We start from the raw sequence: 23,842 nt of genomic DNA, 5'->3' as shown, positions 1-23,842 counted from the left end.
AGAAAATGGCCCGTCCGGTTCGATGAGCGGGGGAGTGGAAACGGAGCGTCAGCCACCGCGCCACCCCTCGACTCTACTTTATCGTATTGATTGGGGATGCAAAGAAAACGAAGTGGGTCCGTGGAACAAAAAAAAGGCCTCGCGCTCTTTCGAGTCACGAGGCCCCCTGTTGCTGCGCGATGCATCAAGTTTATGCCGGTTTACTTGCCGCCAAGCTCGATCACGACCGACTCAATTTTGCCGGGATAAGCCGAGGGCGATTCATAGGGGCCAACGGGTTTGTTCTCGTCTCGGCCCACTTCGAGGCCATCCACTGGCATCCGGGACAAGAGCTTTCCGGGTACAGGTGCGGCGGCCGGTTTACCGTCGACGTCGAGCGTGAGCGTTCCCTGCGCGTCGATTCGTGCGATGACCGAATGTTCGCCTGCGGTCAATTGGGGGCCGACAATTTGGGGGGCGTCGCCAGCGGCCGTGCGGACGAGGAAGTGAGGCCGGCCGGCTTTCACGAAGAGCGCGAAGCCGTGAACGGTGGCCCCCTGGGCAACGATCACGCCATCCTCCTGATCTTCGCTCGTTTGGAACCGGGCGCTGAGGGTGAACGGTTGGCCGACGACGGCCGGGGCCTGGGAACGTTCGAGTCGATCGCCCGCCTTGAGCGAGAAGCGACGCTCGCGGCTAAAGCTCCCCTTGTCCGAATCCTCGGCGTGCCAGGCGCCCAGCGGTAGGACGTCGGCCCGTGCGGCGTAGGCGTCCCACTTGGCGGCCATCTCCTTGACGCGGTCGGGCTGGGATGCGGCCAGGTTATTGAGCTCCGTCCGATCCAATGCGATGTCGTACAATTCCCAAGGTTGATTCTCCTTGGCCACCAGCTTCCAGTTTCCCTCGCGCACCGCACGGTTTCCCTCGTGCTCCCAGAAGATCGGCTGCGTTCGGGCGAGCGGATCTCCATTGAATGCCGGGCGCAGGCTCACTCCTTCGCGTGGCTTGATTTTTTGGCCGTTTGCCTCGGTCGGATAGTCGGCCTCGGCGAGGGCGACGCACGTGGCCATGATGTCGATCAGGTGCGCCGGCTGTGGTTCGAACCGGCCGGCGCGATCGGGGCGAATTCCCGAGGGCCAGTGCGCGATCAAGGGAGTGGAGATACCCCCTTCGTGGGTCCAGTGCTTGTATTCCCGGAACGGAGTGTTGCTCACGTTCGCCCAACCCCGGCCATAAGCAATGTATGTGTCGGCCGGCCCGGGTAAGACCCCTGGACCTGTCTTGACCCAGCGCCCGTCGCGCGTCTGCATCGGCGGCGCGGTCTTGGTCTGCAACTGGTCAGGCCCAAGCGGTTTCAGGTCGGCCGGTGCATCACCGTTGGCCGACCGCCCCGTGTTCTCCGCGCAGCCGCCATTGTCCTGGAGGAACAGGATGAGGGTCTTGTCGAGCTGCCCACTCGCCTTCAACTGGCCCACGATCCGCCCGATCCCGGCGTCCATCGTATCGATCATGGCGGCGTAGACTTCCTTGCAACGCGCTTCCCACGCCTTGTCCTTGACGTCGTCCCATTTGTCGGAGCCGGGGGACAATGCGGAGTCGGCCGCGATCAGGCCGCTCTCCTTCATCCGACGGAGCCGCGCCTCGCGCCCTTCGGTATATCCGGCATCGAAACGGCCTTTGTACTTGGCGACGGCCTTTTCGGGGGCCTGCATCGGCCAGTGGGCGGCGGTGTAGGCGATGTACAGGAAGAACGGCTTCTCGGGCGATTCCGTCCCGTGCTGCTGCAAGTACTTAACGGCGTTGTCGGAAATCGCGTCGGTATAATAGTACGAGTCGGGCGCATACTCGGGGTCGTTCGCCACGGTGATGACATCGTTTTGCCGGCAGAGAGTGGCCGGGTCGTAGTAGTTTCCCGCCCCCGCGATCGTGCCATAGAATTTCTCGAACCCACGCCCGAGCGGCCATGTGGCCCGATCGGCCTTCGCGTCGATGAAGCGGGTGACGTGCCACTTTCCGCACATATAAGTGCGATAGCCCGCCGGCTGAAGCGCCTCGGCGATCGTGACCGATTGCCGGTTCAAGACCCCGCGATAGCCGTCATGCCCGCGGTCGTTCATCATATGCCCGATCCCCGCCTGGTGAGGATACAACCCGGTCAGGAGCGAGGCCCGGGTCGGGCAGCAACGGGCGTTGTTGTAGAACTGAGTGAATCGGACCCCGTTCGCGGCGAGGGCGTCGAGATTCGGGGTTGCGATCTCCCCACCGTAACATCCGACGTCCGAGTACCCCATGTCATCGCTCATAATCACGAGGATGTTGGGCCGAGCGCCGTCTGTGGCCGCCGAGGCAAGACCGGATCCCCCCAGGCAAAGGGTGACGAGAACGAAAGGACACCGAAATACGCGCATCTCAACCTCTGAAGTCAACGCCCGATGCACCGCCGTCCTGCGAAAAAGACCCGGCCAGCGAGGCGCATCGAAATCGCAGGGGGTCATACCCTATAAGTTTTATCGGATTTGTGGAGATTGCGATAGGCTCGCCCCAACGCCTTGTTTTGGAGAGCGGGTTCGCTGCTGAAACCGGTGAACTTTGCTAGGATGCCCTTGAAGCGACCGTATGGGAATTTCGCCTGGGACGGCAGGCGACCCGCCCGCCTTCTTTGGTTGTGTCAGGAAGGCGACGTCCCAGTCAGACCTCCAAAACGTTCTCAATCAAGGACCGTTTGCTGTGATGATATCTAAGCTTAGCCGTGAAGATCGGATCATCTGGATTGACCCGAGGGAGGCGGATGATCTGATCGCTCTCCTCCGCCTGGTCGGAATCACGTGTGGGGCTCCGACGGCTGGGACGCAACCGGGAGAGGTATGCATCCCGTTGCCGGACAATGCAGGAGATTCCGAACTCAGTCGCGCCGAGGCGATTCTCAGCGAATTCAACCGGATGCGGTCCACTCGAGCGATGCACCAAGCTCAAGAGAACTGACCGTGAGTTCGCGAGTCACCTTTGGGAAACACCCCTTGCTTCGGTTGAATGCGTCGCGATCGGGGCGCCGAACCGGTGATTAGCGATCCGGCTGTGGGGATTGGTTGACGAACTCGAGGGACTTTTCGATGAGGATCTCGCCCGTCATCTCGCCGAGTGAGGTGCGCGAGACGTATTCGTAGCGTGGGAAGCTTTGGAAATCGACCTTCGTCAAGATGTATCCGAACGCGTCGTTCGTCAGGCCGAACAGGAGATTATGCTTACCGCGCATCTTGCGCTTGAGGTAGGCGCCGATATTCGGCAGGGCCTCGCCGGGGATCGTCAGGATTTGGGCGTCGCCGAGGTTGATGAGGTTGATCCTCGCGTGGATCGACTGATCCTTGTTGTAAGGGTAGTTGAGGGGCGAGCCCGTGACGACGGCCCACATCAGTTTGGAGTCGACCGGGAAACGCACGCGGATCGAGTTGCAAAAGAGGGCCGGGTCCTTCTGTTCGGGGACGTCTTTGACGAGGCGCAACGCCTCGTCCGCCATCAGGTGGCCGATCCGCAAGCACTCGTCCCAGGAACGCGAGTCAGCCCAGTAGGCCCGTTGCGGGTCGCGCGGTTGGTCCAGGTTGCGGTTGTCGGCCGTGACCATTCCTCCCTGCGCACCGTTCATGAACAAGGCCGTTCCGCCGGCCTGTGATTCGATCTTTGCACAGAGCGGCCCGACCAGGTCCGGACTGAGGATGCCGATGGAGTTTCCGAGCACTTCGGGGTGGATGGCGTAGTTGACGAGCGTGGCGATCGTCTGGCCGTCCGAGTTGAGTGCCTGGATCACGCTCATCCTGCGGTCGTAGAGGTCGGGAGCGTAGTAGTTGTAGGCGATCTTTCCCTGCGCCTCGCCTGTCGCCACCTTGATCCGGGCCGGTTGGAGGCGGTCGATCGCCTCGTTGATCGCCTCGGCGGTTTGGTCGCAGACCGAGGCCATGTAGGCGAGGTCGCCGGAATGCCCCCCTTTGCCGTCCGGGAAGGCATAGCAATCGGGAGCGCTGTGGGTGTGGGTCGCGCCGATCAGGATGTTTTCCGCCGGAATGCGGCTCACCTTGGCGCGTACCCGGTCTCCCAACACCGACGGGAACCCGAGCAAGTCAAGCGCCACGACCGCGATGGAGACGTCCCCCTTGCGGACGACCATGGCACGAGCCGTAAGCTCGCCCCGCTTCTCCTGAGCCGGCTTGGGCGCTCCCATCCCCCCCGAGACGGGCAAGAGCGGGTTCGGTGTGATCACGCGAACGGCCGCCCCGACCTGAATCTCTGCGCGGGCCGTGGGAACGCCCCAGAGGCAGAGAATGACGGTCACGATGCAGAGAAGGAAACCACCACGAACGGTTTTCCCGTGTGATGGCCGGTTGGCAACCGCCCATTTACGCCGAGAGGGACCGACATGAGATGACATGGGGCGTCTCCATTCTCATGATTTTAGGGGTTTTTAGTTGTTTGGATGTGTTTGTGTGGAGTTGTGGTGATGTGTTTGTGTTTGGCTGGCCCCGCCTCCCTCCAATCCGGTGGAGCGACGGGGCCGTGGCCTGGAGCGGGCGAAGGGTTTGAGTTGTCTGGCCTCAGGAGGTCATGGCCTTGCGACGTCGACGCCAGGCGAAACCCCCGAGCATCATAACGCCGGTGGCGGCGGAGACCATCGCCGAGGGTTCGGGGACGGCGACAGGCGGGGTCTCGCCCACGACGAGTAGCCGAACCCCTGTCACACCACCGTCGTTGTATTCGCCCGTGGTATCATTGCTAAAGAACACGGATGACTGGGGGGTGTCATCGTTGTCAAAGCTTAGGTAGCCAGTGCCATCGGCTCCGAACCGTCCGGTGCCGAAAATCAAGGCGTAGTCACCGGGGCCGAGTGTCACGGAAAGGTTGGCAAAAATATCCGTCGTCAAATCGTTGCTCAGGGTGAAGACCGTCCAGGCCAGGACTGGGAACGTTAAACTCGTTCCTGTCGGTAGGGCATCCGGTGCGCTCAAAGCGGTGATTGCCCCGAATAACGTCCCCGAGCCACCGAGATTGCCACCGATCTGCGTGATAGCGGTCGTGGTATCGAGATGGAATCTCGATCCAATCGTTTGGTTGGAGAAGAGGGAATAACCGTAGGTTGCCGGTGTTCCGGCCGTCGCTGTTTCCAGGACCAAACCCGCCCTCGCCTGTCCCGCCGCCGCAGCCGTCAGGCCCAGTGCCACGATCGCAAGTTTCAACTGCCTTGGGATCCTTGTCATCATCGACTGTCTCCTGCCGGTCCGCTTCGGCCGGCGCCTGTTTGACGTGGATTCAACAATGAATCTACGGAGGGGGTTTACCCCACCAGAGCTAAGGATCATTCCGAAATAATGCGTTCGATGCAAGGGAATCGTTGATTCCTGTTGTTTCCGTGCCTCGAGAGGAACGCGAGCCTGCTGGTTTGTGTTGCTTTTTATAGCGAAAGTGAGTGGTTTGGCTTTCGCGGGCCGTGTTGACCTGTGCAGTACCTGTTCGGTCTCTGTGAATCATACGCTTTATCTCACTTGGTATCGCATTGTGATTTGATATGAGTTGAAAATGTGTGAAAATTGTTGATTTTGTGTGTGTTTCGCGATAGTGGTGATCAAGGAGAAAACCCTCGGTCGGGTAGTCCAGGAGCGGCCTCCTCCCGGGTAACTTGACTGAAAGGGGTTCGGCGATAAAAACGGCCGAAACTCAGAGTGAGTGCAAAGCGTGGCTCCCGGCATTCCGGACTGGTGTCGACTTGGGCGTTTTGGGGTACAAGTCGTTCAAAAACGGGTGTTTCGGGCGTTCCGTGCCATGGTAGACTGAAGCGTGGCTCTGTCCTCTGCCGGGGCCGCTCTGCTGGATCACCCTTTTTGGAAACATGAGGCATCGGGTCCTCTCCGCGCCGTTCGCACAATGCTGGGCGAGTGGCGTGATCTCCCTCCTACCCGATTCCTCCAATCGCTCACCCACAGCTGTAGGAAACCATGCCCCAGACTTCTGAGAAAATCGACCAAATCTATGACCAAGTCGTCCAGCGCAATCCAGGCGAATCCGAGTTCCACCAAGCCGTCAGGGAGGTCATCGACACCCTGGGCCCGGTTTTGAGGAAATACCCCCAGTACGCCGAATCCAAGATCATCGAACGGATTTGTGAGCCCGAACGGCAGATCATCTTTCGCGTTCCCTGGCAGGACGACCGCGGCGAGGTTCACATCAACCGTGGGTTTCGCGTCGAGTTCAACAGTGCCCTCGGTCCTTACAAGGGGGGCCTGCGTTTTCACCCGTCGGTCTATCTCGGGATCGTCAAGTTCCTCGGCTTCGAGCAGATCTTCAAAAACGCCTTGACCGGGATGCCGATCGGAGGGGCCAAGGGAGGCTCGGACTTCGACCCCAAGGGGAAGTCGGACGGCGAGGTGATGCGGTTCTGCCAGAGCTTTATGACCGAGTTGTTCCGGCATCTCGGTGAGTACACCGACGTACCGGCAGGTGACATCGGGGTCGGTGCGCGGGAGATCGGCTTTCTGTTCGGGCAGTACAAGCGGATCACGAACCGATACGAGTCGGGTGTCCTGACGGGCAAGAGCCCGCATTGGGGCGGAGCCTTGGTACGCCGGGAGGCGACGGGCTACGGCTCCGTCTACTTCATGGATGAGATGCTTAAGGTTCGCGGCGAGTCGTTGGAAGGCAAGGTCTGCGTGGTGTCCGGGTCGGGCAACGTGGCGATCTACACGATCGAGAAGATCCAGACGCTGGGCGGGAAAGTTGTCGCGTGCTCGGACTCCGACGGAGTGATTTTCCACAAACGCGGGATCGACCTCAACCTGCTCAAGCAACTCAAGAGTGTCGAGCGCCGGCGCATCGCCGACTACGCCAACGAGCATGGCGACGCGGAGTACATTCCCGGAGGAAATATCTGGGACATCCCTTGCAAGGTCGCGATGCCGTCGGCGACCCAGAACGAAATCAACGAGGCCTCCGCGCGTCGGCTGGTCGCCAACGGTTGCATTGCGGTCGGCGAGGGGGCGAACATGCCGACCATGCCGGAAGGGGTGAAAGTCTTCCAGGAGGCGGGGATCGCCTACGGCCCCGGCAAGGCGGCCAACGCCGGCGGGGTGGCGACCTCCGCCCTGGAGATGCAGCAAAACGCCAGCCGGGATACCTGGACCTTCGAGCACACGGAACAGCGGCTTCATGAAATCATGAAAGAAATCCACCGCTCGTGCTACGAGACTGCGGCGGAATTTGGCAGCCCCGGGAACTACGTGATCGGAGCGAATATCGTCGGTTTCTTGCGAGTGGCCGAGGCGATGTTGGCGTTTGGGCTGATCTGACCGTGGCTTCTCCTGGTCTCGGAGAGTGGCAATACCCCCCCTCAATTCGAGGCCATTCGGTTTTGTCTTATGCTGGGAGAGGGGAGTTCCCGCTGGCCTGGCGCCGGGGTCAAGCCGAGTCGGTCCGCGTGACCGACTCGGTGCATTGAACCCGGCTCAGGGGGCGATCGGCAGGTCGAGGCGCGGGCCCCACTCGTTCCAGGAGCCGTCGTAGTTGGTCAGGTTGGCATAGCCGAGGCGGGCGAGGTTGAAGAGGACGACGGTGGCGGCGACGCCCCCGTTGCAGTATGCGATCGTCGGCTTTTCGGGCACGACGCCACGCTCCACCATGCGCTGGCAGATGTCCTCGAGGGGGAGGAAGCCCCCCTCAGGGGCGAAGAAGAGTTCGCGAGGGACGTGGACTGCGCTGGGGATGTGGCCCCCGCGTGGACCTCGCCGCTTGCTGCCGGTGTACTGGCCGGCGTCGCGGGCATCAAGGAGTTGGAGCCCGGGCTGGCCGAGTCGGGTCAGGACCTCGGCGGCCGAGGCCCGCCACTCGGGCCGGGGGCGGGGCTGGAAGTGGGCGCGAGGGACGGTGACCGGCCCCGCCTCGACCTCGCGTTCCTCTTCGACCCAGCGGTTCCAGCCGCCGTCGAGGACGCTCACGGCGTCATGGCCGTAATACGTCAGAGCCCACCAGAGGCGGGTGGCGAACTGACCCCCCATGTGGTCGACCGCGATGACATGGGTCGACTCGCCGATCCCGCGCTCGGCCATGATCTCGGCGAATCGTGCGGGAGGGGCGATTTGGGCAGGGACGGGGTCGTCCGGATCAATGATATCCTTGGTCCAATCGACGTAGACCGCTCCCGGGATATGGCTGGCGAGGTATTCGTCGATCGCGCCCCGGTAGGTCGCTTCCTCGACGCCTGGCTCAAGGGGGCGTGTGGTGACGGAGCCGCGGACGTCGACCACGCGGACGTTCGGGTCATCAAGATGGGCTTCCAGCCACTCGGTGGTGACGAGCAGGTCGTGGGGCATGGTCGAGGTTCCCTGGCAAGGGGGAGCGGTGGACACGTAAGATCAAGAGGGTATCGCGTTCAGTGGGACTTTGGGAACGCCCTTTTTTTGTGCCTTGTGGGATTGAGATTGAGGCGACGAACGCTGAAAGTGACCCGAATTTGGAGAGGCAGGTCTCGATGATGAGGACATGGGAGGCGCGGGGCCGCCTGGTACTGGCTGATCGAGTGCCTCGGGTGATGGGGATCGTCAACGTCACGCCCGATAGCTTCTCCGACGGAGGCCGCGCCGAGACGCTTGAGGACGCGGTGGAGCAGGGGATCCGCCTCGTACAGGAGGGGGCCGCCATCCTCGACATCGGCGGCGAATCGAGCCGGCCGGGTTCCGAGCCCGTCTCGCTCGAGGAGGAGTTGCGCCGGGTCGTCCCCGTGGTCGAGGCCTTGGCGACGCGGGCGGACGTGCCGATTTCGGTCGACACGACCAAGGCCGAGGTTGCGCGCCAGGCGTTGCGGGCGGGGGCGGCGATCGTCAACGACATCAGCGCGCTTGGATTGGATCAGGGGCTCACGCGGGTGGTCGTCGAGGCGGGGGCGGGGGTTGTGCTCATGCATATGCAAGGGGCGCCTCGGACGATGCAGGTTGACCCGCACTATAATGACGTGGTCGCGGAGGTGCTCGAGTTCCTCGAGCGCCGGATTGCCTGGGCCGAAGAGATGGGAATCCCGCGTGCGCGGATCGCGATTGACCCGGGGATCGGGTTTGGCAAGACGACCGAGCATAACTTGTTGATCTTGCGGAACATCGATCGATTTGCCAACCTGGGCTGCGCGGTCCTGATCGGAACGTCGCGCAAGCGGGTTCTCGGCGAGTTGACCGGGCGGCCGGTGGCGGAGCGAGGGGCGGCGACCGTGGCGTCGTCGCTCGCGGCCGGAGTGGGGGGAGCGAACGTCGTCCGGGTCCACGACGTTGCGCCGATGGTCGATGCGATCAAGGTCTGGACCGCCATTCGAGGGTGGGACGAGGAACGATGAGCCAGGTAATCGAGGTCGACCAACTGTTGCAGGAGTCTCGGGAGCTGGCCGATCGTGCGAAGGTCGCCGCGCGTCGGATGGCGATCGCCTCAGGGGCGGCGAAGGACGCCTGGCTGAAGCGATCGGCGCAAGCCCTCATCGAGCGGGCGGCGGAGGTCATCGCGGCCAACGCTCGCGACATCGCGGCTGCCCCAGGTTATGGGCTGACTGCGGCGGCGATCGATCGTCTGACTTTGAACGCGAAGCGAATCGACGAGATGGCCAAAGGGCTGCTCGAGGTTGCCGCCCAGGCTGACCCGATCGGCGAGGTGATTACCTCGAGCCGCCGCCCGAATGGCTTGCAGGTCACTCAGGTGCGGGTCCCCTTGGGGGTGATCTTCATGATCTACGAGAGCCGGCCCAACGTCACGCTCGACGCCGCTGCGCTCTGCGTCAAGAGTGGCAACGCGGCCATCTTGCGGGGAGGCAAGGAGGCGATCCATTCCAATCGCGCCTTGCATCGCGTGCTCGCCGACGAACTTGCTGCATCCGGCTTGCCGGCCGATGCCGTTCAGCTCGTGCCGACGACCGACCGCGCAGTGGTCGGGCACCTGCTCCGGATGCCGGACAAGATCGACCTGGCGATTCCTCGAGGTGGGGAGAGCCTGATTCGCCGGGTGGTCGACGAGGCCAAGATGCCGGTTCTGAAGCACTATCAAGGGAATTGTCATGTCTATGTTGATGCCGAGGTCGACCAGGCCATGGCCGTTCGGATCGTCGTCAACGCCAAGGCGCAGCGGCCCGGCGTCTGTAACGCGGCCGAGACCTTGCTTGTCCACCGTGACATCGCCGCGACCTTTCTCCCGCGCGTGGCCGAGGCCCTGATTGCGCAGGGGGTCGAGCTTCGCGGGGACGAGGCGAGCCGTCAGATCGTTCCGACCATGGTGGCGGTCGAGCCGAGCGACTGGGACACCGAGTACCTCGAGAAGATCCTGGCGATCGGAGTGGTCGACTCGATCGATGCGGCGATGGCCCACATCGCACGCCATAGCTCGGGGCATACCGAGGCGATCCTGACTCGCGACCTGGTCTCGGCCCGCCGGTTTGTGGACGAGGTGGACAGCTCGGCGGTGATCGTGAACGCGAGCACGCGGTTCAACGACGGCGGCCAACTCGGCCTGGGAGCTGAGATCGGGATCAGCACCGACAAGTATCACGCTCGCGGCCCTTGCGGGCTTCGCGAGCTGACCAGCACCAAGTGGGTCGTCTACGGAGACGGCCAGATCCGCGAGTGAGCGGATCTGAGCGGTGTTTGGGGATTGGGCCTGGAAAGGGGAGCTTTCCAGGTGCTGGCCCGATTCGCAAACGGCGGGCATTTCGCAGCCCCGGTTCCTCCACGGAGGGGAGGGACCGGGGCGAATCGCATCAAAATGGGTCTGTTCAGCGGGCGATTTGCTGGGCTTTTATGACCAGGGCGAGGAATTCGGCCCGATAGCCCAAGGGATCCTGACCAAGGGCCGAGGCGGCCAGTTCGTGAACGCCCGCGTAGGTCAGGCTCCCCTTGGTGGGTGAGCCTCGTAGAAGCATTCCGAAGCCGGCCACGGCGCTGGCGAATTTGAAGTCGTCCGAGGCGCGGGCGTACTCGGTTCCTCCGTCGGTCACGCCTCGCTCCAGGAGTTGGCTCTTCTCCTCTTCCGGGTGCTTGTAACGGAGCTTGACGGTAAGGCATTCGTCGCTGCTCGTTTTCGACCCCTCGGCTGGCTGTGGCTGGTACTTCAACGGGTCGACCCCGGGTAGTCCCTCGATCTTACCGGGAGCGACGAGTTCATAGAGAGCCGTGACGTGGTGCCCCGCGCCGATCTCGCCGGCATCCTTGCGGTCATCGTTGAAATCTTCCTTCTGCAAGAGCCGGTTTTCGTAGCCGATCAGCCGATAGGCGCCGACCTTGGTGGGGTTGAATTCCACCTGGATCTTGACGTCCTTGGCGATGGTCACGAGCGTGGAGCTCAGTTCCTGGACGAAGACCTTCTCAGCCTCCTTGGGGCTATCGATGTAGGCGTAGTTCCCGTTGCCTTTATCGGCGAGCTTTTCGAGGTTGGCGTCCTTGAGGTTACCCATACCGAAGCCGAGCACGCTCAAGAAGACGCCGCTCTTGGCTTTCTCCTCGATCAAGCGAATCAGGTCTCCTTCGCTGGAGACGCCAACGTTGAAGTCGCCGTCGGTGGCGAGGATCACCCGGTTCGTTCCCCCTCGGATGAAGTGGTTCACCGCCGTGTCGTAGGCGAGCTGGATGCCGGCCCCGCCGTTGGTTGAACCGCCGGACTGGAGTTCTTCCAGGGCCGAGAGGATGGCCTGCCTGTTGAGGCAGGAGGTCGAAGGAAGGACCAGGCCCGACGCGCCGGCGTAGACCACGATTGCGACCCGGTCGTTCTCGCCGAGTTGCTCCACCAGTCGTTGCAACGAAGCCTTCAGGAGCGGGAGTTTATTGGCATTCTGCATCGATCCGGAGACGTCGATCAGGAAGACGAGGTTGCTCAAGGGTCGCTTGTCCTGGTCGATCGGCCGCCCCTTGATGCCGATTCGGGCGAGCCGATGCTTGGCGTTCCACGGGCAGCCGGCGACCTCGACCCGGACCGAGAACGGGGTGTCACCGGTCGGCGCGGGGTCGTCGTAGGGGAAGTAATTCAAGAGTTCTTCGATCCGGACCGCATCCTTGGGGGGCATCGTGTTCTGTCCCAAAAAGCGGCGCACGTTCGCATAGCTGGCCGTGTCTACATCGATCGAGAACGTCGAGAGGGGGTTTTGACCCACCTGGAGGAAGGGGTTGTCCTCGATCCGGCTGTAGGCCTCGGTCGTCGACGTAACTTCCGCCTTGGAGGGTTCCCCAGCGGGTGGCATTTCGCCCGCTATGAGGTCGAAGTCGGTGTGCAGACTCATGTCTGCTAGCATCGTGCCCGGCGATTGAGGGGCTGGGGCATTCGCCCGAGGGAAAGGCTTGGGATGGATCTGGCTCGCAAGACCCGGAATGGGCGCTGCCTTTGCACCGGCTGCTGTTACCGGTGCATTTCCTTCCTCCTTATTCGCTTGGTTGCTACAGCCTTGGAGCGATCCACTCAGGACCACGACTCCGACGATCGCCCACCCGTGGCGGGATGCCTGGGACTTGCACATGAGACGAGTTCCTCGGCGAGACATGGATCGACCCTTCCGGCTTAGACGAGCCGGCGAACGCGAAGTTCCGTGAGGATCACGTGCCGAGGAATCAATTCTTAGCGGAGGGATTCGGGATTTCCGGCCATTGGCAAGGAAATGGAGAGGGCTGGCGGGTTGGGGAGGATCTCACGTGTCATATGGGTTTTCGTCGGCCTGGGGACCCAGCCTTCCCGGCGAATCAAAGAAGAGAGGCGGGTCGCCTGTGGTCCCAGGGTACGCATTCGATTCCGAAGCCGTGTGCTAGTCTTTGCCTTCGCCGGCCGACCACGGTTCTTCCATCATGTCGACGATCTGGGTGGCGAGGTTTTGACTGGTCCGATAGAACGCGGTCGTTGTGGTTTCGCCGAGTTCGGGGGCGAAATAGGTCGTCTCGGAGACGACGGTTGGGTCGCGGTTGCGCTCGTAGTCGAGAGGCGGGTTGTGGATCCAGTTGACCGAGACCTGCATGGTCGCGGTGAGCTGGCGCGGAAGGTTTTCCGGGTTCTCCACCATGATGTTCTTATCTGCGTAGTTGACCGTTCCTTCGAGGATGGTGTCGGCCTCTTCGATTCTGCCGACGACCTTGTACGGGGTCCGCTTCTCGATCTCCTTTTGGACCAGTTCGGTCAGTTGGAGCTGGACTTCGCGACGAAACGAGACTGAGCGGAAGGGCGGCACGAAGACCGTCTTCACGTTCGTGTCGTACGGGGCGCGGAGTGAGTAGCCGCAGCCCGCCTGTCCGGCGAGGCTGAGCGCGAACAAGCGGAGGATGTTGCGTCGCGTTGGACCGGGAACTTGGATCGGATTCCGCATGAGTCAGACCTTCCTTGGCGGCCGGAGTCGGGACGTTCTTCCTGAACGGCCGCGATCAGTTCATTCCACCGGGTCCACCCATCATGCCCATGCCGGGCATGCCGCCGGTTGCACCATTCATCCCAGGGCCACCACTGCTGAAGGGATCGACACTGCCGGGGGCCGTCATAATCTTGCTGGGGAGCGATTCTTTGCGGGGCATCTTGGCGAGTGAGGCCAGGTCGGTCTTGGCCTTGGCGGCCCACTCGCTCTTGGGCCATTTGTGTCGGATCTTACCGTACATGTATTCGGCGGAAGCCACTTTGCCGGTCCGCTTGTAGTAGTCGGCAACGAGGTAATTGCGCTCGGCTTCTTGGTCGTTGATCAGGTCGAGGGTGTGGTAGAGCTTTTCGTTGCTTGCGGGGCGGTCGGGGAAGGTGACCATGGTCTGCTTGATCATCTCGCGGGCCTTGTCGAGATCACTCGGGTCGTATTCGGGGCCGATGTAATTCTTCATCCGCGCGTCGATGCTGGCGAGTTGGGCACGCTGGAGGTAAGGGCTCTTGGGATGGTCGGTGGTGAGCTGGTCGTAGTGCATGGCGGCCAGTTCGTAGTCGCCCGTGCTCATGTGTTCATCGGCGATTCGGAGTACGGCGTCGTCGGAGAGGGGGCCGTCGGGATCGTGCTGGCGAACATGCTCGAGAGCGCGGAGGGCGTGGCCGTGGGCGTCGATCATGGGGCGTTGGCCGGTGAATCGGCCGGTCCAGGGGAGTTTCTGTTCGGCCTTGGCCTTGGGGTCATCCTCGGCGAGCCAGGTCTGGGCGATGGCGAACTCACGAGCGACGAGTTTGCCACGATAGAGGGTGCCGGGATATTCCTTGATCAGGATCTCAAAATTGTCTTCGGACGCGACATATTTGCCGCGCTGGAAGAGGGTTTCGGCCAGGTAGAATTGCCCCTTTTCTCCCCAGGGGGTCCCCTTCCGGTCCTTGGCGATCTTCTTGAAGGCGGCCTCTGCCTCGGCGAGCTTTCCTTGCTGGAAGAGGGTTTCGGCGGCCTGGAATTCGGTGTCGGCCTGGGGGTTGCTCGGGAGCTTCATCGGCTTCCAGCCGTTGGATCCGAGGACGAGTGGTGAGCGGGCTTTGCCTGTGGCGTCGCCGGAAGGTCCTCCGACTTTGGGCGTGAGCCAACGCGCCATCAGGTTGCGGTCGTCGCCGAGCTCGTCCTTGGTGGGCCCTTTGGACAGGGACGAGTCGGTTCCCATCCGCCAGGCGTTCCAGGTGCTGCAGCCGGAGGTCGCCAGAAGGACCGCCACGACGGCCCAGAGCCGAAGGATCGGCAGGAGGCGGGGGTCGTGTTGCAGGTTCACCATGGCCATCAGGTCAGGCTCCGAGATAGGGCAGAAGACGGGGGCGACGGCCTAGCTGATGACTGACGAGGTTACCCACGGTCGTCCGGACCGGGGCCAGGCTCGCGGGACTGGCGTCGAGATCGCGCCAACCACCGCCGGGACTGGCCAGCACGCGGATCGCATCCAGGGTTCGACCCGAGAGCGTGGCCACGTGCGGTTGCCCGGGCCGGCACAGCGGGCAGAGCACTCCGCCCGTCGCCAATCCGAAGGCGAATGCGTCCCCTCGTCCCTCCACCGACGCGCCGCAATGCGCGCAGGCATCAAGGGTCGGCATTAGACCAAGTTCGCGCAGGCAAGCCAGCTCGAACCGGAGTAAACGCCGGGACCGCGACTCGGAGTCGCCCAGATGCCGCAACGTGATCGTCGCCGCGTCGAACAGTCTCGGGTGTGAATCATGGGAGTCGGTCAGGTCCGACAGAATTTCGGCGATGTAGTAGCCGGCATACAGGGCCGCCAGGTCGCGGCGAAGTGACGCAAAGCGCTCGACGGGTGCGGCCTCGGTAACCAAGTCCAACGTGTCGGACGCCTTGTGCAGCAACACAATATCGGAAACACCGAGGAGGTCAAGCCCACCCTGCAATGGCGACTTCAATCGCCGTGCTCCTTTGGCCAGGGCGGAAACCTTGCCCAACTCGCGTGTGAACAACGTCACGACGGAGCTGGTCTCAAACACGTCTACCGAGCGGACGATCAGCCCCAACGTTCGGACCGCGGCCACACGAGCGACTCCGGTTCAGCCCCAACGGGGCGGTCCAAAGAAGCCCGGGGCAATGCCCCGGGAACAGATGAAGTAAAAATCAAGCCGCCCTGAAGGGAAACCCTAACCTGGAAATTCAAGGCGTTGCACCGGGTTTCCTTGGGACGCACTGTTGGGGACAGGGATCATGACGAGTCACAGGTGGGCTCAGGCTCTGTGACTTTGTCTGCATGATTTGCTTGTTATTCAAAAGTGAGCTGCTCTAGGTTCCCACCGTCGCAGCCGGTTGGAGGTCGAGCCGGAGCCGGCGGATCGAGTGGTCGGCCACTTCCACCACGGTGAACTCGACCCCGTCGTAGCGGAACGAGGCACCCGGCTCGGGCAGTCGGCCCAGCGCGTGAAACGCGAGTCCGCCCAAGGTCAAGAAGTCGGCGTCGGTGGGCAGGTGGAGGCCCAGCCGTTCGTTCAAAAGTTCCAGGGTGATCGTCGCGACGACCTCGTATTTCGTACCGCCGAGTGGGCGCACGGGATCGATCAAGGTGGGCACGTCATGTTCGTCGTCGATGGCCCCGACGAGCTGTTCGAGGAGGTCTTCGAGGGTGACGAGACCTGCCACGCCACCGTACTCATCGAGCACGATGGCAAGCTGGATGCGTCGCGAGCGAAACTCTTCGAGCAGCTCGAGGGCGTTCTTGGTCTCCGGCACACAGTAAGCGGGGCGGACGAGCTTACGCGCGACGATCTTCTCGGGATCCCTCCCGTCGGTCATGATCGGGAACAGGTCTTTGGCATAGAGGATGCCAAGGATGTCGTCGCGGTTCTCGCCGAAAACGGGGATCCGGCTCCTGCCCGACTCGCGGAAGACCTGGGCTGCTCCTCGGGCCGTGATTGACGAGGGGAGGGCGACCATGGACGATCGCGGGGTCATGATCTCGGAGACGTCGCGGCGGGTCAGCTCGACCACGTTGTGAAGCAGTTCATGGGCTAACTCGGGGAGATCGGGCTCACTGCCGTCATGATGCTCGCTGTCGGCCGGAATCTCGACCTCGACACTGGCCGGACGAGGTGCGGTGTCGGCGGAATTGGCCAGCCGGAACGCCAAGGTTTCGACCATCCGCGACCCGAATGTCAAGGGACCGGTCAGGGTGCGGAGTGCCCCCGCGAACGGCCAGAGCTTGACGATGACCGCTTCGGCGAAGACCCGGCCGACGACCCCCGCCAGGACGTAGCCCGCCGCGCCGACGGAGAGGGCGATGGCGAAGACCGCCTCGACCGCCATGCTCGGGGCCACCTGGCCTGAGGTCGCGCCCAGGAGGGCGGCTAGCATCAGACCGGTCACCACGGCCAGCGTCTCCGCGCTCCGCTCCGTCCGCTCGTCGAAATCCGCGACGTCATCGGCCAGGGCGGCCAGGCCGCGCTCGGCGCACAACTCCTCGAGTCGGCTCGGCGAGTAGGTGCGAAGCGCCCTCGCCAGCGTGACCGAGAGGAGATGAAGACTGAGAACGAAAAATCCCAGGAGCAGAGTCCAACCCAGGTTTAGACCGCCCACCGCACACTCTCCCGTTCCATGTCACTGACCTCGGCCGGGCCGACCAGCGGGAACGTGTTGGTCAAGCCCTCGGAGGTCAGAATCTCGTCCTCGCGACGTCGAATTCGTGTCCGATCCTCAGGCGTTTGATCGTCATAACCACACAAGTGAAGCAAACCATGGACCAGGTAGAGCGCCAGTTCAGCGCCCGGGTCGGTTCCCGCCTGTCGCGCGGTCACCGTCGCCATTTCGGCGGAGACCACGAGCTCGCCGACGAGCGGCAGTTCGCCGGGCTCGGAGAGAGGAAAGGTGATCACGTCCGTGGGCCAGTTGTGGCCCAGGTGGCGATCGTTGAGGGCGTGGATCGCGCGGTCGTCTACCAGGGCGATCGAGATCTCGGCTTGGTTCACCCCTTCGCCGAGCAAGACTCGGCCGGCCAGGCCACGGAGTGTCTCGGGATCGATTTTGAGGTGCCCCTGAGTATTGCTAATCGTGATTTCAAAACGGGATGGTGTGATGATGTCGTCGGCCATCAGGCGGTCCGTTGTTCCGGGTATTTGACGCGACCGTGGTAGATCCCGATCAACGACTTGATCAGGCTTTCACGGATCTCGCCGATCTCTCGCAGGGTCAGGCCGCATTCATCGAACTGGCCGTCCCGCAGTCGTTTTTCGATCAGGTCGCGAACCAGGCCTTCGATGCGGCCGGGCGTTGGCTCGGAGAGGGTCCGGCTGGCGCTCTCGACCGCGTCGGCGACCATTAAGATACCGGCTTCCTTGCTCTGAGGCTTGGGGCCGGGGTAGCGGAACGCCCGTTCCTGGACGGCCGCCGCGTCGGGGTTGCCGTCGTTGCGCCGGTTGGCCTCGTGGTAGAAGTATTCGACCAAGGTCGTTCCGTGGTGTTGCTCGATCAGGTCGATGATCCGCTCGGGGAGGTGGTGCTGTCGACCGAGGTCGACGCCATCCTTGACGTGGCCGATGATAATCAAGGTGCTCATCGCCGGGGCGAGATTCGCATGCCGGTTGGCTGCCCCTGCCTGGTTCTCGACGAAATAGTGCGGCTTGAGCATCTTGCCGATGTCATGAAAATAGGCCCCGATGCGAACGAGTAAGGCATGGGCCCCGATGCGCTCGGCCGCGCTCTCGGCAATCGCTCCGACCGTGATCGAGTGGTTGTGCGTTCCGGGGGCGCGACGGACCAGTTCCTGGAGCAGGGGGTGGGTAATGTCCCCCAACTCGAGCAAGCTGATCCCGGTGACGATCCCGAACGAGTTCTCGACGAATGGTAAGCTTCCTCCGAGGAAGAAGCCGGCCATCAGCCCCCAGCCCGCACGCCAAAGGCTGTCGCTGGTGATGAGTCCGATCGGCTCGTTCTGCCAGAGCCCGGTGGCCCAGGTCAGCAGGAAATAACCCAGGGCGGCGGTGGCCCCGACCTTGATGAGTTTGGTTCGAGTCCGCACCTCATTGAGCGTGAGCACCCCCGCCGCGGTTCCGCCCATGACGACCAGGAAGTGGTCGATCCCGGTCCCGAGCGCGAGGCTGGTCAGGAGACAGAGCGCGAACGTGACCATCAGCGCGAAGTGCGGATTATAGGCGATGGCGATGATCATGGCCGCAATCGCGACCGGAATCAGCTCGGCATCCCAGGGTTGCATCGCCAGCAGGCGGACCAGCCCAATCGCGGTCACGACCAGACCGCAGAGGGCGGCGACCCGGCTCAAGTCGCGGGCGACGTCGGGTTCGTGCCGGACGACGTAGTAACCGATCAACGCAAACAGGGCCGCGACGAGCAAGATCATCGAGCTGACGCGGCGGATCCGTCCTCCGATGCCGAGCGCTCCACTGGCCTTATCGTGTTCGAGGCGAAGGAGGATGAGCTGCTCTTCCTCGATTTTCTGATCCTGATCGAGGAGGACGTCCCCCTGGCGGTACGTGTCGTAGACGTCCTCGACTCGGCCTCGAGCGAGCTCGCGCTGGGTTGTGGTGTACGGCTCTTCGTAAGTCAGGGTCGGCGTTCCCGCCAACTTCTCCGCGATCAGGTGAAACAGGAGCGGGCCGACTCTGGGATCGCTGAAGGCGGCGACGAAGTCCTTGTAGACGGGTCCCTCGGGCTTGGCCACGCGCTCGGGTACGACCCGCTCGCGGGGGACGCGATGCGATTGCTTGGGGGATTGTCCCGGCCCGCGCACGGCGAGGGTCCGGCTCGACTCCTCGTGCCGGGGCAGGGTGTCGTAACCGAGCACACCATCGCGGAGCAAGGGGGCGAACGCTTTGGCAATCTGCAAATGGAGGGCGTCGCGACGTTCGGGGGTGTCGGTGGCTGCCTTCAGCTCCTCGAACGTCTCGTTCCTGAGCCGCCAGCTCGCACGCAGGTTCTCGGGCAGGGCGTCGAGGCTCGAGGCCTTGGCGATGGCGACCATGAGGTCGTCGAGTCGTTCGGACAGGTCGCGCAGCGGCGCAGGGTCGTTGACCATTGAGGGGGGGACCTGGTCGACCTCGGCCTGCCGCTCGGTATTCGTCTTCTTCTGGTTGAGTCGTTTGAACTCGGGGACGTTGACCCGGACCTCGCGGGTCGGTCGCTGGCCGATCCGGAACGTGAAGGGGGGGCCGGATCCATGAACAATGGCGGCGGTCGCGAGGACGGCTACGCCCACGATGGCCAGGCGGATCAGGCGGTCTCGCTGCCTGGCCACACGTCCTTGCTGGAGCGCGATCGGATTGGTAGGCCGTAGCTGGGCCCGGGAGAGTTTGGACCGACGTTTACCAAAGCTCATGGAAGCATCTCGAGCACGCGTGGTCAACGGGGCCGAGCCCCATCCCACGCCGGAACGCGCCGTGCCAACGCTGGCACGGCTTCAGCGCAACCCTTAAGGGTCACGCTTCGCCTCATCCCATGGCGGGTCGGCCATCGTCCGCGAGGGAAGACGGCTCAACGCGGCTCGCCGCGCCTGCTTTCGTCTCCGCCCCCGCGTCCCTCGCCGGCTCCGAACCTTCGTAAGCCTCGACGATCGCCTGCACAAGAGGGTGCCGAACGATGTCTGATTTGTCGAGCCAGATCACGCCGACGCCGGGGACTGACTTCAAGCGATCAACCGCGTCCGCCAATCCGCTGACGGTTTCCTGCGGCAGGTCCACCTGAGTGATGTCGCCAGTCACCACGATCCGCGCGTTCTGTCCCATCCGCGTCAGGAACATCTTCATCTGAGGGACGGTCGCGTTCTGCCCCTCGTCGAGAATAATCACCGCGTCGTTGAGCGTTCGGCCCCGCATATAGGCCAAGGGGGCGATTTCGATCAGGTCGTTGCCCATGTAGCGGCGGATCTGATCGTAATCCATCAAGTCATGGAGTGCGTCGAGCAAGGGACGCAGGTAAGGATTGATTTTCGCTTCCAGGTCGCCCGGAAGGAAGCCGAGGTGTTCACCGGCTTCGACAGCCGGTCGGACCAGCACGATTTTCTTGATCTGGCCACGCCTGAGTGCGGAGACGGCTTGAGCAACCGCGAGATAGGTCTTGCCGGTACCCGCCGGTCCGACGCAGAAGACCAACTCGTTCTCTTTCAAGGACCTCAAGTAGCGTCCTTGGCCGTCGGTGCGAGGCCGGACGATCTGTTTCCCCTCACGGATCTCAACAGGGCCGGCCTGCTCGGGGTTGGCCACGTTCAGGGCCGCGTCGATTGCGTCGGCGACTTCGTCACTCGTGATCGCGCGTTTCCGCTGGTACAAGTCACGCAGTTGCTCGAACACCTGGCGGGCCAACTCAACGCGTTCGCTGTCCCCCTCAACCCGGACCTCGCCGTGGCGAGCGACTACCTTGACCTTCAGTGCATCACGCACCTGTCTGAGGTACTGATCCCGGCTGCCAAAGACGGCAAGCTCTTCTTCGTGTCCGCTCAGGCTAATCGTAACTTCCGGCATACCTTGCCCTTCGTCGGCACATGCCGTGCCGGGAAAACCGCAATCGTCCGATTTTCCCGTAACAACGGCTCGCCGAACAATGGATCCTATTATGGATCAGTTCCCTAGAAAAACGCAATGTCCCGTCAATACACCTTAGGGGTAAGGTTGGCGGCAAGCTGTCGTCTACCTTGGCAAGCCAAGGCTTATCATCAGGAGGCTGTCAGGGACGCGACGACCCTCAACACACCGTAGGGGCCTTGTCAGAAACGTCGGTTTACAAAGCTATGCCGGGTTGACCGTTTATAGAGCAAGGGGAAGCTTCCCGTGTTCGGTGGGCTCCCCATTTTGAGCACCAGCAGCATGCATAACCTCCCGCCTGATACGCTATCGCTTCGCTCCAGGGTTCGCAACGCCGCTGCAGTTCTCTTCTTCGGATACGGATGGGCTCTCGTTCTCGCCAGGGCTTTGCGGGGGCCGGGTGTAGCCGACAAGACCCTCGATGAACCTGCCCGGCCAAGGGGTGGCCAGGCACCTGAAATGAGCAGAACAGGGGGCCTGGATCGATCGTCAGGACCAGTAGTGGGTCATCCCTTTTGCCAGATCGATGGCCCAGGTTTCCCTGCTGAAGTGCCCGGCGGCTTGCCTTGGCTCCTTACAGGCCAAAGGTTTGCGGTTATGTATCAGTCGAACTGTATGAGTTTAGCGACGCGGTTTCAAATGAGGGGAAATCCCACATTGAGACCGCACCACAAGGGATGCACCCTCTCTCAGGCGAAAAGCGACGGGCAAACTCGGAAACGCTTGGCCAGCGCCTCGCGGGTCTTGGGGGTGATTCCCCGCTTACCGTGGAGGATCTCGCTGATTGCCGTCATGGATAGCCCGGTTTGCTCAGCGAGCTGGGCCTGAGTGATCCCGTTCGTCTCGAGCAGGAAGCGGAGAGCGGCGACTGGATCCAGGTCGGGGAGCGGGTCAACCTCAGCTTCGTAGGTCTCGACCAGGCCGGCGAGGACCTCAAGGTAATCGTTCTCTTGCTCGTCCCGGTCCTTCCGGGCGCGGATGCGGTCGATCATCGCGATGGCAGCTTCGAGCTCTCCTTCACTCCGGAGCGGGCGGAGTGGGAACTCCTGGATCAGCGAGAGGTAGCTGTTGCTTGGTGCAACGGGGGTGGCGGTGGTCATCGTTCATCTCTCACCAGGGGCAGGTACTCCCCTTTCAGGGAGGGCCCGGGCCGTCTATAGATTGTCGTACTCTTTGTGGGTCAGGACCATCTCGACGTAGACCCAAGCCGGCTTGTCGGCCCGGTAGTCGATGCCAGCCAGAACGCGGTACTTGTTGCCTCCGAGGTTAAAGCAAACTTGATCGCCGATCAGGTCGGCATGGGGAAACGTTTCCCGAACATCGGCGAAGTTCCGCCAGTCGGCCCTCTCGACAATCTTGCACCAAGCGACGAAGGTCTCAAGGTCACGATCAGTACCCGGGTGGCCGGCGACGAATTCGCGGAACTTTTTGCGGCTGATCAGGTGGTTCCGCTTGGGCTTTGTTTCGTCGGCCATCTCCCTGATCCTTCTCGCAATGACGCTTGCTTTATACCCTAATCATGCTTCCGATATTCGGAAAAACAAGACTGCGTTTCCGAATATCGGAAATCTATAGAAGGCACTCGTCCCTCGCGTTGTTCGCAACGGGTTTGACTGAACGTGATCCCACGCACTAACAGCCTGGCGACTTGCCCTGCTCAAAGCGTGGTACGTGGCGGTTTAGGATAACGAGTAAGCCTACCGATCATCCTTTTCCGGGACTAGAGGATGTCTCAGGCCAACCGCCCCAGGCTCTCCCTCATGGATATCATGATCCTGGTCGCCACCACCGGCGTGAGCCTGTCGATCTACACCCTGTTCGACAACAGGTTGTTCAGAGTCGAGATGGTGGTTGGTTTGCCACGGGGATGGCCAGACGGTTTCAAGGCCCGAACGCGAGCCAGTAGGCGAAGGCCACCGGAGCTGCGAAGAGGAGAGAATCGATGACGTCAAGAACGCCACCGAAGCCGGGGACGGCGGCCGATGCGTCCTTGCGAGCACATTCGCGTTTGATCATCGACTCCATCAGGTCGCCGAATTGCGCGGCGGAACTGACGATGACTCCGAAGCCGGCCGCTGCGGTCCATCCCAGCGTCGGCGCATGAAGCAGGTAGCGGGCCACCACGGCGGTGATTAGGGCGGCTCCGACTCCGAAGAGCAGGCCGCCGAACGCTCCTTCGATCGTTTTGTTCGGGCTGATCCGAGGCCAAAGTTTGTGTCGCCCGGCGATGCGTCCCACCGTGTAGGCACCCGTATCGGCCCCTTTGGAGGTCGCGACCAGGAACGCCAGGGGGAGGATGCCGTGATAGGCTCCGTGGAACCAGCGGAGCTGGATCATGAAGCTGCCGAGTAACCCCAGGTAGGCCACGGCAAAGATCGACCCCGCGATTTTCGCGATCGTCTCACCCGGTTTTTGGCGTTGAAGGCTCTGGACGACGAACGCTCCCATGACGACCGCGACGAATGCCAGGAGCGGCCAACCGAGGTCGTTCACCGGCCCCAACGGGTCGTAGCCTCCTAAGAACTCTCCATGGGCGGCGGTGCTGAGGAAGTGGCTCGTGACATGGGGGGCCCAGTTCGCGAACACGAGGGTGATGACCCCTGCGAACACCGTGTTGCCCGAGGGCTTGATCGTGGTTTCGCCCAGGAGTGCAACCAACTCCAGGCTTGCCGATCCCATGACGATCAAGGCGAGGACGAACCAGACGGGGAACCAAGGGGCGAACCACTCGTCCAGGCAGAGCACCAGCAGGAGCGCCCCGACCATCGAGAATCCGAACACGAGTCGGGTGCTGAGCATGGTGAGCTTTAAATAAAAGAGGGTGTGGGGGGGTGAGGAGCCGTGTGCCTAAGAGTTCATAGCCTATCCCGGACGAGAAGCAAGAGACGAGTTCGTTCTCCGGCCCTTCGGTCCCGGGGAACGAAGGGCCCGTCAT

The 23,842-nt window shown here is 62.5% G+C and carries 18 protein-coding genes; 3 read left to right on the top strand and 15 right to left on the bottom strand.

Annotated features, from left to right (window positions below; all coding sequences use genetic code 11):
* Positions 1-200 precede the first annotated feature (200 nt).
* From SINAC_RS33445 to SINAC_RS33430, 3 genes are all read right to left on the bottom strand, one after another.
* Positions 201-2,387 (bottom strand): arylsulfatase, encoded by a 2,187-nt coding sequence (locus SINAC_RS33445; RefSeq protein ID WP_015249965.1) that lies wholly within the window; start codon positions 2,385-2,387, stop codon positions 201-203.
* Between the two features lie 653 nt (positions 2,388-3,040).
* On the bottom strand, positions 3,041-4,399 hold the full coding sequence (locus tag SINAC_RS33435) for a hypothetical protein (protein WP_015249963.1): 1,359 nt from the start codon (positions 4,397-4,399) through the stop codon (positions 3,041-3,043).
* A 163-nt stretch (positions 4,400-4,562) separates the two neighbouring features.
* The gene (locus SINAC_RS33430) at positions 4,563-5,225 is read right to left on the bottom strand and encodes a PEP-CTERM sorting domain-containing protein (protein ID WP_015249962.1); all 663 of its coding nucleotides are present in this window, start codon (positions 5,223-5,225) and stop codon (positions 4,563-4,565) included.
* A 732-nt stretch (positions 5,226-5,957) separates the two neighbouring features.
* On the opposite strand from SINAC_RS33430, the gene gdhA reads away from it, so the two are divergent.
* Positions 5,958-7,304: an NADP-specific glutamate dehydrogenase gene (gene gdhA / locus SINAC_RS33425; RefSeq protein WP_015249960.1), complete on the top strand. Its 1,347-nt coding sequence runs from the start codon at positions 5,958-5,960 to the stop codon at positions 7,302-7,304.
* A gap of 156 nt (positions 7,305-7,460) precedes the next feature.
* Here gdhA and SINAC_RS33420 read toward each other — a convergent pair whose 3' ends face one another.
* Positions 7,461-8,324 carry a sulfurtransferase gene (locus SINAC_RS33420; RefSeq protein WP_015249959.1) on the bottom strand — a complete coding sequence of 288 codons (864 nt, stop codon included), beginning with the start codon at positions 8,322-8,324 and terminating at the stop codon, positions 7,461-7,463.
* 158 nt (positions 8,325-8,482) lie between these two features.
* Here SINAC_RS33420 and folP point away from each other — a divergent pair, with 158 nt between their 5' ends.
* Positions 8,483-9,334 (top strand): dihydropteroate synthase, encoded by an 852-nt coding sequence (gene folP / locus SINAC_RS33415; RefSeq protein ID WP_015249958.1) that lies wholly within the window; start codon positions 8,483-8,485, stop codon positions 9,332-9,334.
* On the top strand, positions 9,331-10,608 hold the full coding sequence (locus SINAC_RS33410) for a glutamate-5-semialdehyde dehydrogenase (RefSeq protein ID WP_015249957.1): 1,278 nt from the start codon (positions 9,331-9,333) through the stop codon (positions 10,606-10,608). Before folP ends, SINAC_RS33410 begins: the two co-directional genes overlap by 4 nt.
* Before the next feature lie 145 nt (positions 10,609-10,753).
* On the opposite strand, the gene SINAC_RS33405 is transcribed toward SINAC_RS33410, so the two are convergent.
* The 11 genes from SINAC_RS33405 to SINAC_RS33355 all read right to left on the bottom strand — a co-directional run bounded on the left by SINAC_RS33405 (position 10,754) and on the right by SINAC_RS33355 (position 23,706).
* Entirely contained in the window at positions 10,754-12,484 is a 1,731-nt protein-coding gene (locus tag SINAC_RS33405) for a vWA domain-containing protein (RefSeq protein ID WP_015249956.1), read from the bottom strand.
* A gap of 282 nt (positions 12,485-12,766) precedes the next feature.
* Positions 12,767-13,318, bottom strand: a complete 552-nt coding sequence (gene lptE / locus SINAC_RS33400) for an LPS assembly lipoprotein LptE (protein ID WP_015249955.1) — start codon at positions 13,316-13,318, stop codon at positions 12,767-12,769.
* 55 nt (positions 13,319-13,373) lie between these two features.
* On the bottom strand, positions 13,374-14,675 hold the full coding sequence (locus tag SINAC_RS33395; protein WP_015249954.1) for a tetratricopeptide repeat protein: 1,302 nt from the start codon (positions 14,673-14,675) through the stop codon (positions 13,374-13,376).
* Between the two features lie 4 nt (positions 14,676-14,679).
* Entirely contained in the window at positions 14,680-15,426 is a 747-nt protein-coding gene (recO, locus tag SINAC_RS33390) for a DNA repair protein RecO (protein ID WP_015249953.1), read from the bottom strand.
* Positions 15,427-15,667: 241 nt separating this feature from the next.
* A complete protein-coding gene (locus tag SINAC_RS33385) occupies positions 15,668-16,954 on the bottom strand; it encodes a hemolysin family protein (protein ID WP_015249952.1) in 1,287 nt (428 codons plus the stop codon).
* Complete coding sequence (gene ybeY, locus SINAC_RS33380) at positions 16,942-17,466, bottom strand: rRNA maturation RNase YbeY (protein ID WP_015249951.1); 525 nt, start codon at positions 17,464-17,466, stop codon at positions 16,942-16,944. Before ybeY ends, SINAC_RS33385 begins: the two co-directional genes overlap by 13 nt.
* Entirely contained in the window at positions 17,466-19,706 is a 2,241-nt protein-coding gene (locus tag SINAC_RS33375; protein ID WP_015249950.1) for an HD family phosphohydrolase, read from the bottom strand. The genes ybeY and SINAC_RS33375 overlap by 1 nt, the downstream gene beginning before the upstream one ends.
* A 112-nt stretch (positions 19,707-19,818) precedes the next feature.
* Positions 19,819-20,847, bottom strand: a complete 1,029-nt coding sequence (locus tag SINAC_RS33370) for a PhoH family protein (RefSeq protein ID WP_015249949.1) — start codon at positions 20,845-20,847, stop codon at positions 19,819-19,821.
* Between the two features lie 749 nt (positions 20,848-21,596).
* Positions 21,597-22,007: a helix-turn-helix domain-containing protein gene (locus SINAC_RS33365; protein ID WP_015249947.1), complete on the bottom strand. Its 411-nt coding sequence runs from the start codon at positions 22,005-22,007 to the stop codon at positions 21,597-21,599.
* A gap of 54 nt (positions 22,008-22,061) precedes the next feature.
* On the bottom strand, positions 22,062-22,382 hold the full coding sequence (locus SINAC_RS33360) for a type II toxin-antitoxin system HigB family toxin (RefSeq protein WP_015249946.1): 321 nt from the start codon (positions 22,380-22,382) through the stop codon (positions 22,062-22,064).
* 406 nt (positions 22,383-22,788) lie between these two features.
* The gene (locus SINAC_RS33355; protein ID WP_020466486.1) at positions 22,789-23,706 is read right to left on the bottom strand and encodes a phosphatidate cytidylyltransferase; all 918 of its coding nucleotides are present in this window, start codon (positions 23,704-23,706) and stop codon (positions 22,789-22,791) included.
* Between the last annotated feature and the right edge of the window lie 136 nt (positions 23,707-23,842).

Origin of the sequence: Singulisphaera acidiphila DSM 18658 (assembly GCF_000242455.2) — a bacterium.
GTDB lineage: Bacteria > Planctomycetota > Planctomycetia > Isosphaerales > Isosphaeraceae > Singulisphaera > Singulisphaera acidiphila.
Note: the sequence above shows the minus strand (reverse complement) of the source record. Positions and strands in the feature narration are given on the sequence as shown.

What these genes read in the sequence shown, in the direction of transcription:
- lptE (WP_015249955.1), bottom strand. Translation starts at nt 13,318, where the DNA reads ATGCGGAATCCGATCCAAGTTCCCGGTCCAACGCGACGCAACATCCTC.
- SINAC_RS33430 (WP_015249962.1), bottom strand. Translation starts at nt 5,225, where the DNA reads ATGATGACAAGGATCCCAAGGCAGTTGAAACTTGCGATCGTGGCACTG.
- SINAC_RS33410 (WP_015249957.1), top strand. Translation starts at nt 9,331, where the DNA reads ATGAGCCAGGTAATCGAGGTCGACCAACTGTTGCAGGAGTCTCGGGAG.
- SINAC_RS33375 (WP_015249950.1), bottom strand. Translation starts at nt 19,706, where the DNA reads ATGAGCTTTGGTAAACGTCGGTCCAAACTCTCCCGGGCCCAGCTACGG.
- SINAC_RS33405 (WP_015249956.1), bottom strand. Translation starts at nt 12,484, where the DNA reads ATGTGCAAGTCCCAGGCATCCCGCCACGGGTGGGCGATCGTCGGAGTC.
- SINAC_RS33365 (WP_015249947.1), bottom strand. Translation starts at nt 22,007, where the DNA reads ATGACCACCGCCACCCCCGTTGCACCAAGCAACAGCTACCTCTCGCTG.
- SINAC_RS33445 (WP_015249965.1), bottom strand. Translation starts at nt 2,387, where the DNA reads ATGCGCGTATTTCGGTGTCCTTTCGTTCTCGTCACCCTTTGCCTGGGG.
- SINAC_RS33360 (WP_015249946.1), bottom strand. Translation starts at nt 22,382, where the DNA reads ATGGCCGACGAAACAAAGCCCAAGCGGAACCACCTGATCAGCCGCAAA.
- folP (WP_015249958.1), top strand. Translation starts at nt 8,483, where the DNA reads ATGATGAGGACATGGGAGGCGCGGGGCCGCCTGGTACTGGCTGATCGA.
- SINAC_RS33395 (WP_015249954.1), bottom strand. Translation starts at nt 14,675, where the DNA reads ATGGCCATGGTGAACCTGCAACACGACCCCCGCCTCCTGCCGATCCTT.
- SINAC_RS33435 (WP_015249963.1), bottom strand. Translation starts at nt 4,399, where the DNA reads ATGTCATCTCATGTCGGTCCCTCTCGGCGTAAATGGGCGGTTGCCAAC.
- SINAC_RS33370 (WP_015249949.1), bottom strand. Translation starts at nt 20,847, where the DNA reads ATGCCGGAAGTTACGATTAGCCTGAGCGGACACGAAGAAGAGCTTGCC.
- ybeY (WP_015249951.1), bottom strand. Translation starts at nt 17,466, where the DNA reads ATGGCCGACGACATCATCACACCATCCCGTTTTGAAATCACGATTAGC.
- SINAC_RS33355 (WP_020466486.1), bottom strand. Translation starts at nt 23,706, where the DNA reads ATGCTCAGCACCCGACTCGTGTTCGGATTCTCGATGGTCGGGGCGCTC.
- SINAC_RS33420 (WP_015249959.1), bottom strand. Translation starts at nt 8,324, where the DNA reads ATGCCCCACGACCTGCTCGTCACCACCGAGTGGCTGGAAGCCCATCTT.
- gdhA (WP_015249960.1), top strand. Translation starts at nt 5,958, where the DNA reads ATGCCCCAGACTTCTGAGAAAATCGACCAAATCTATGACCAAGTCGTC.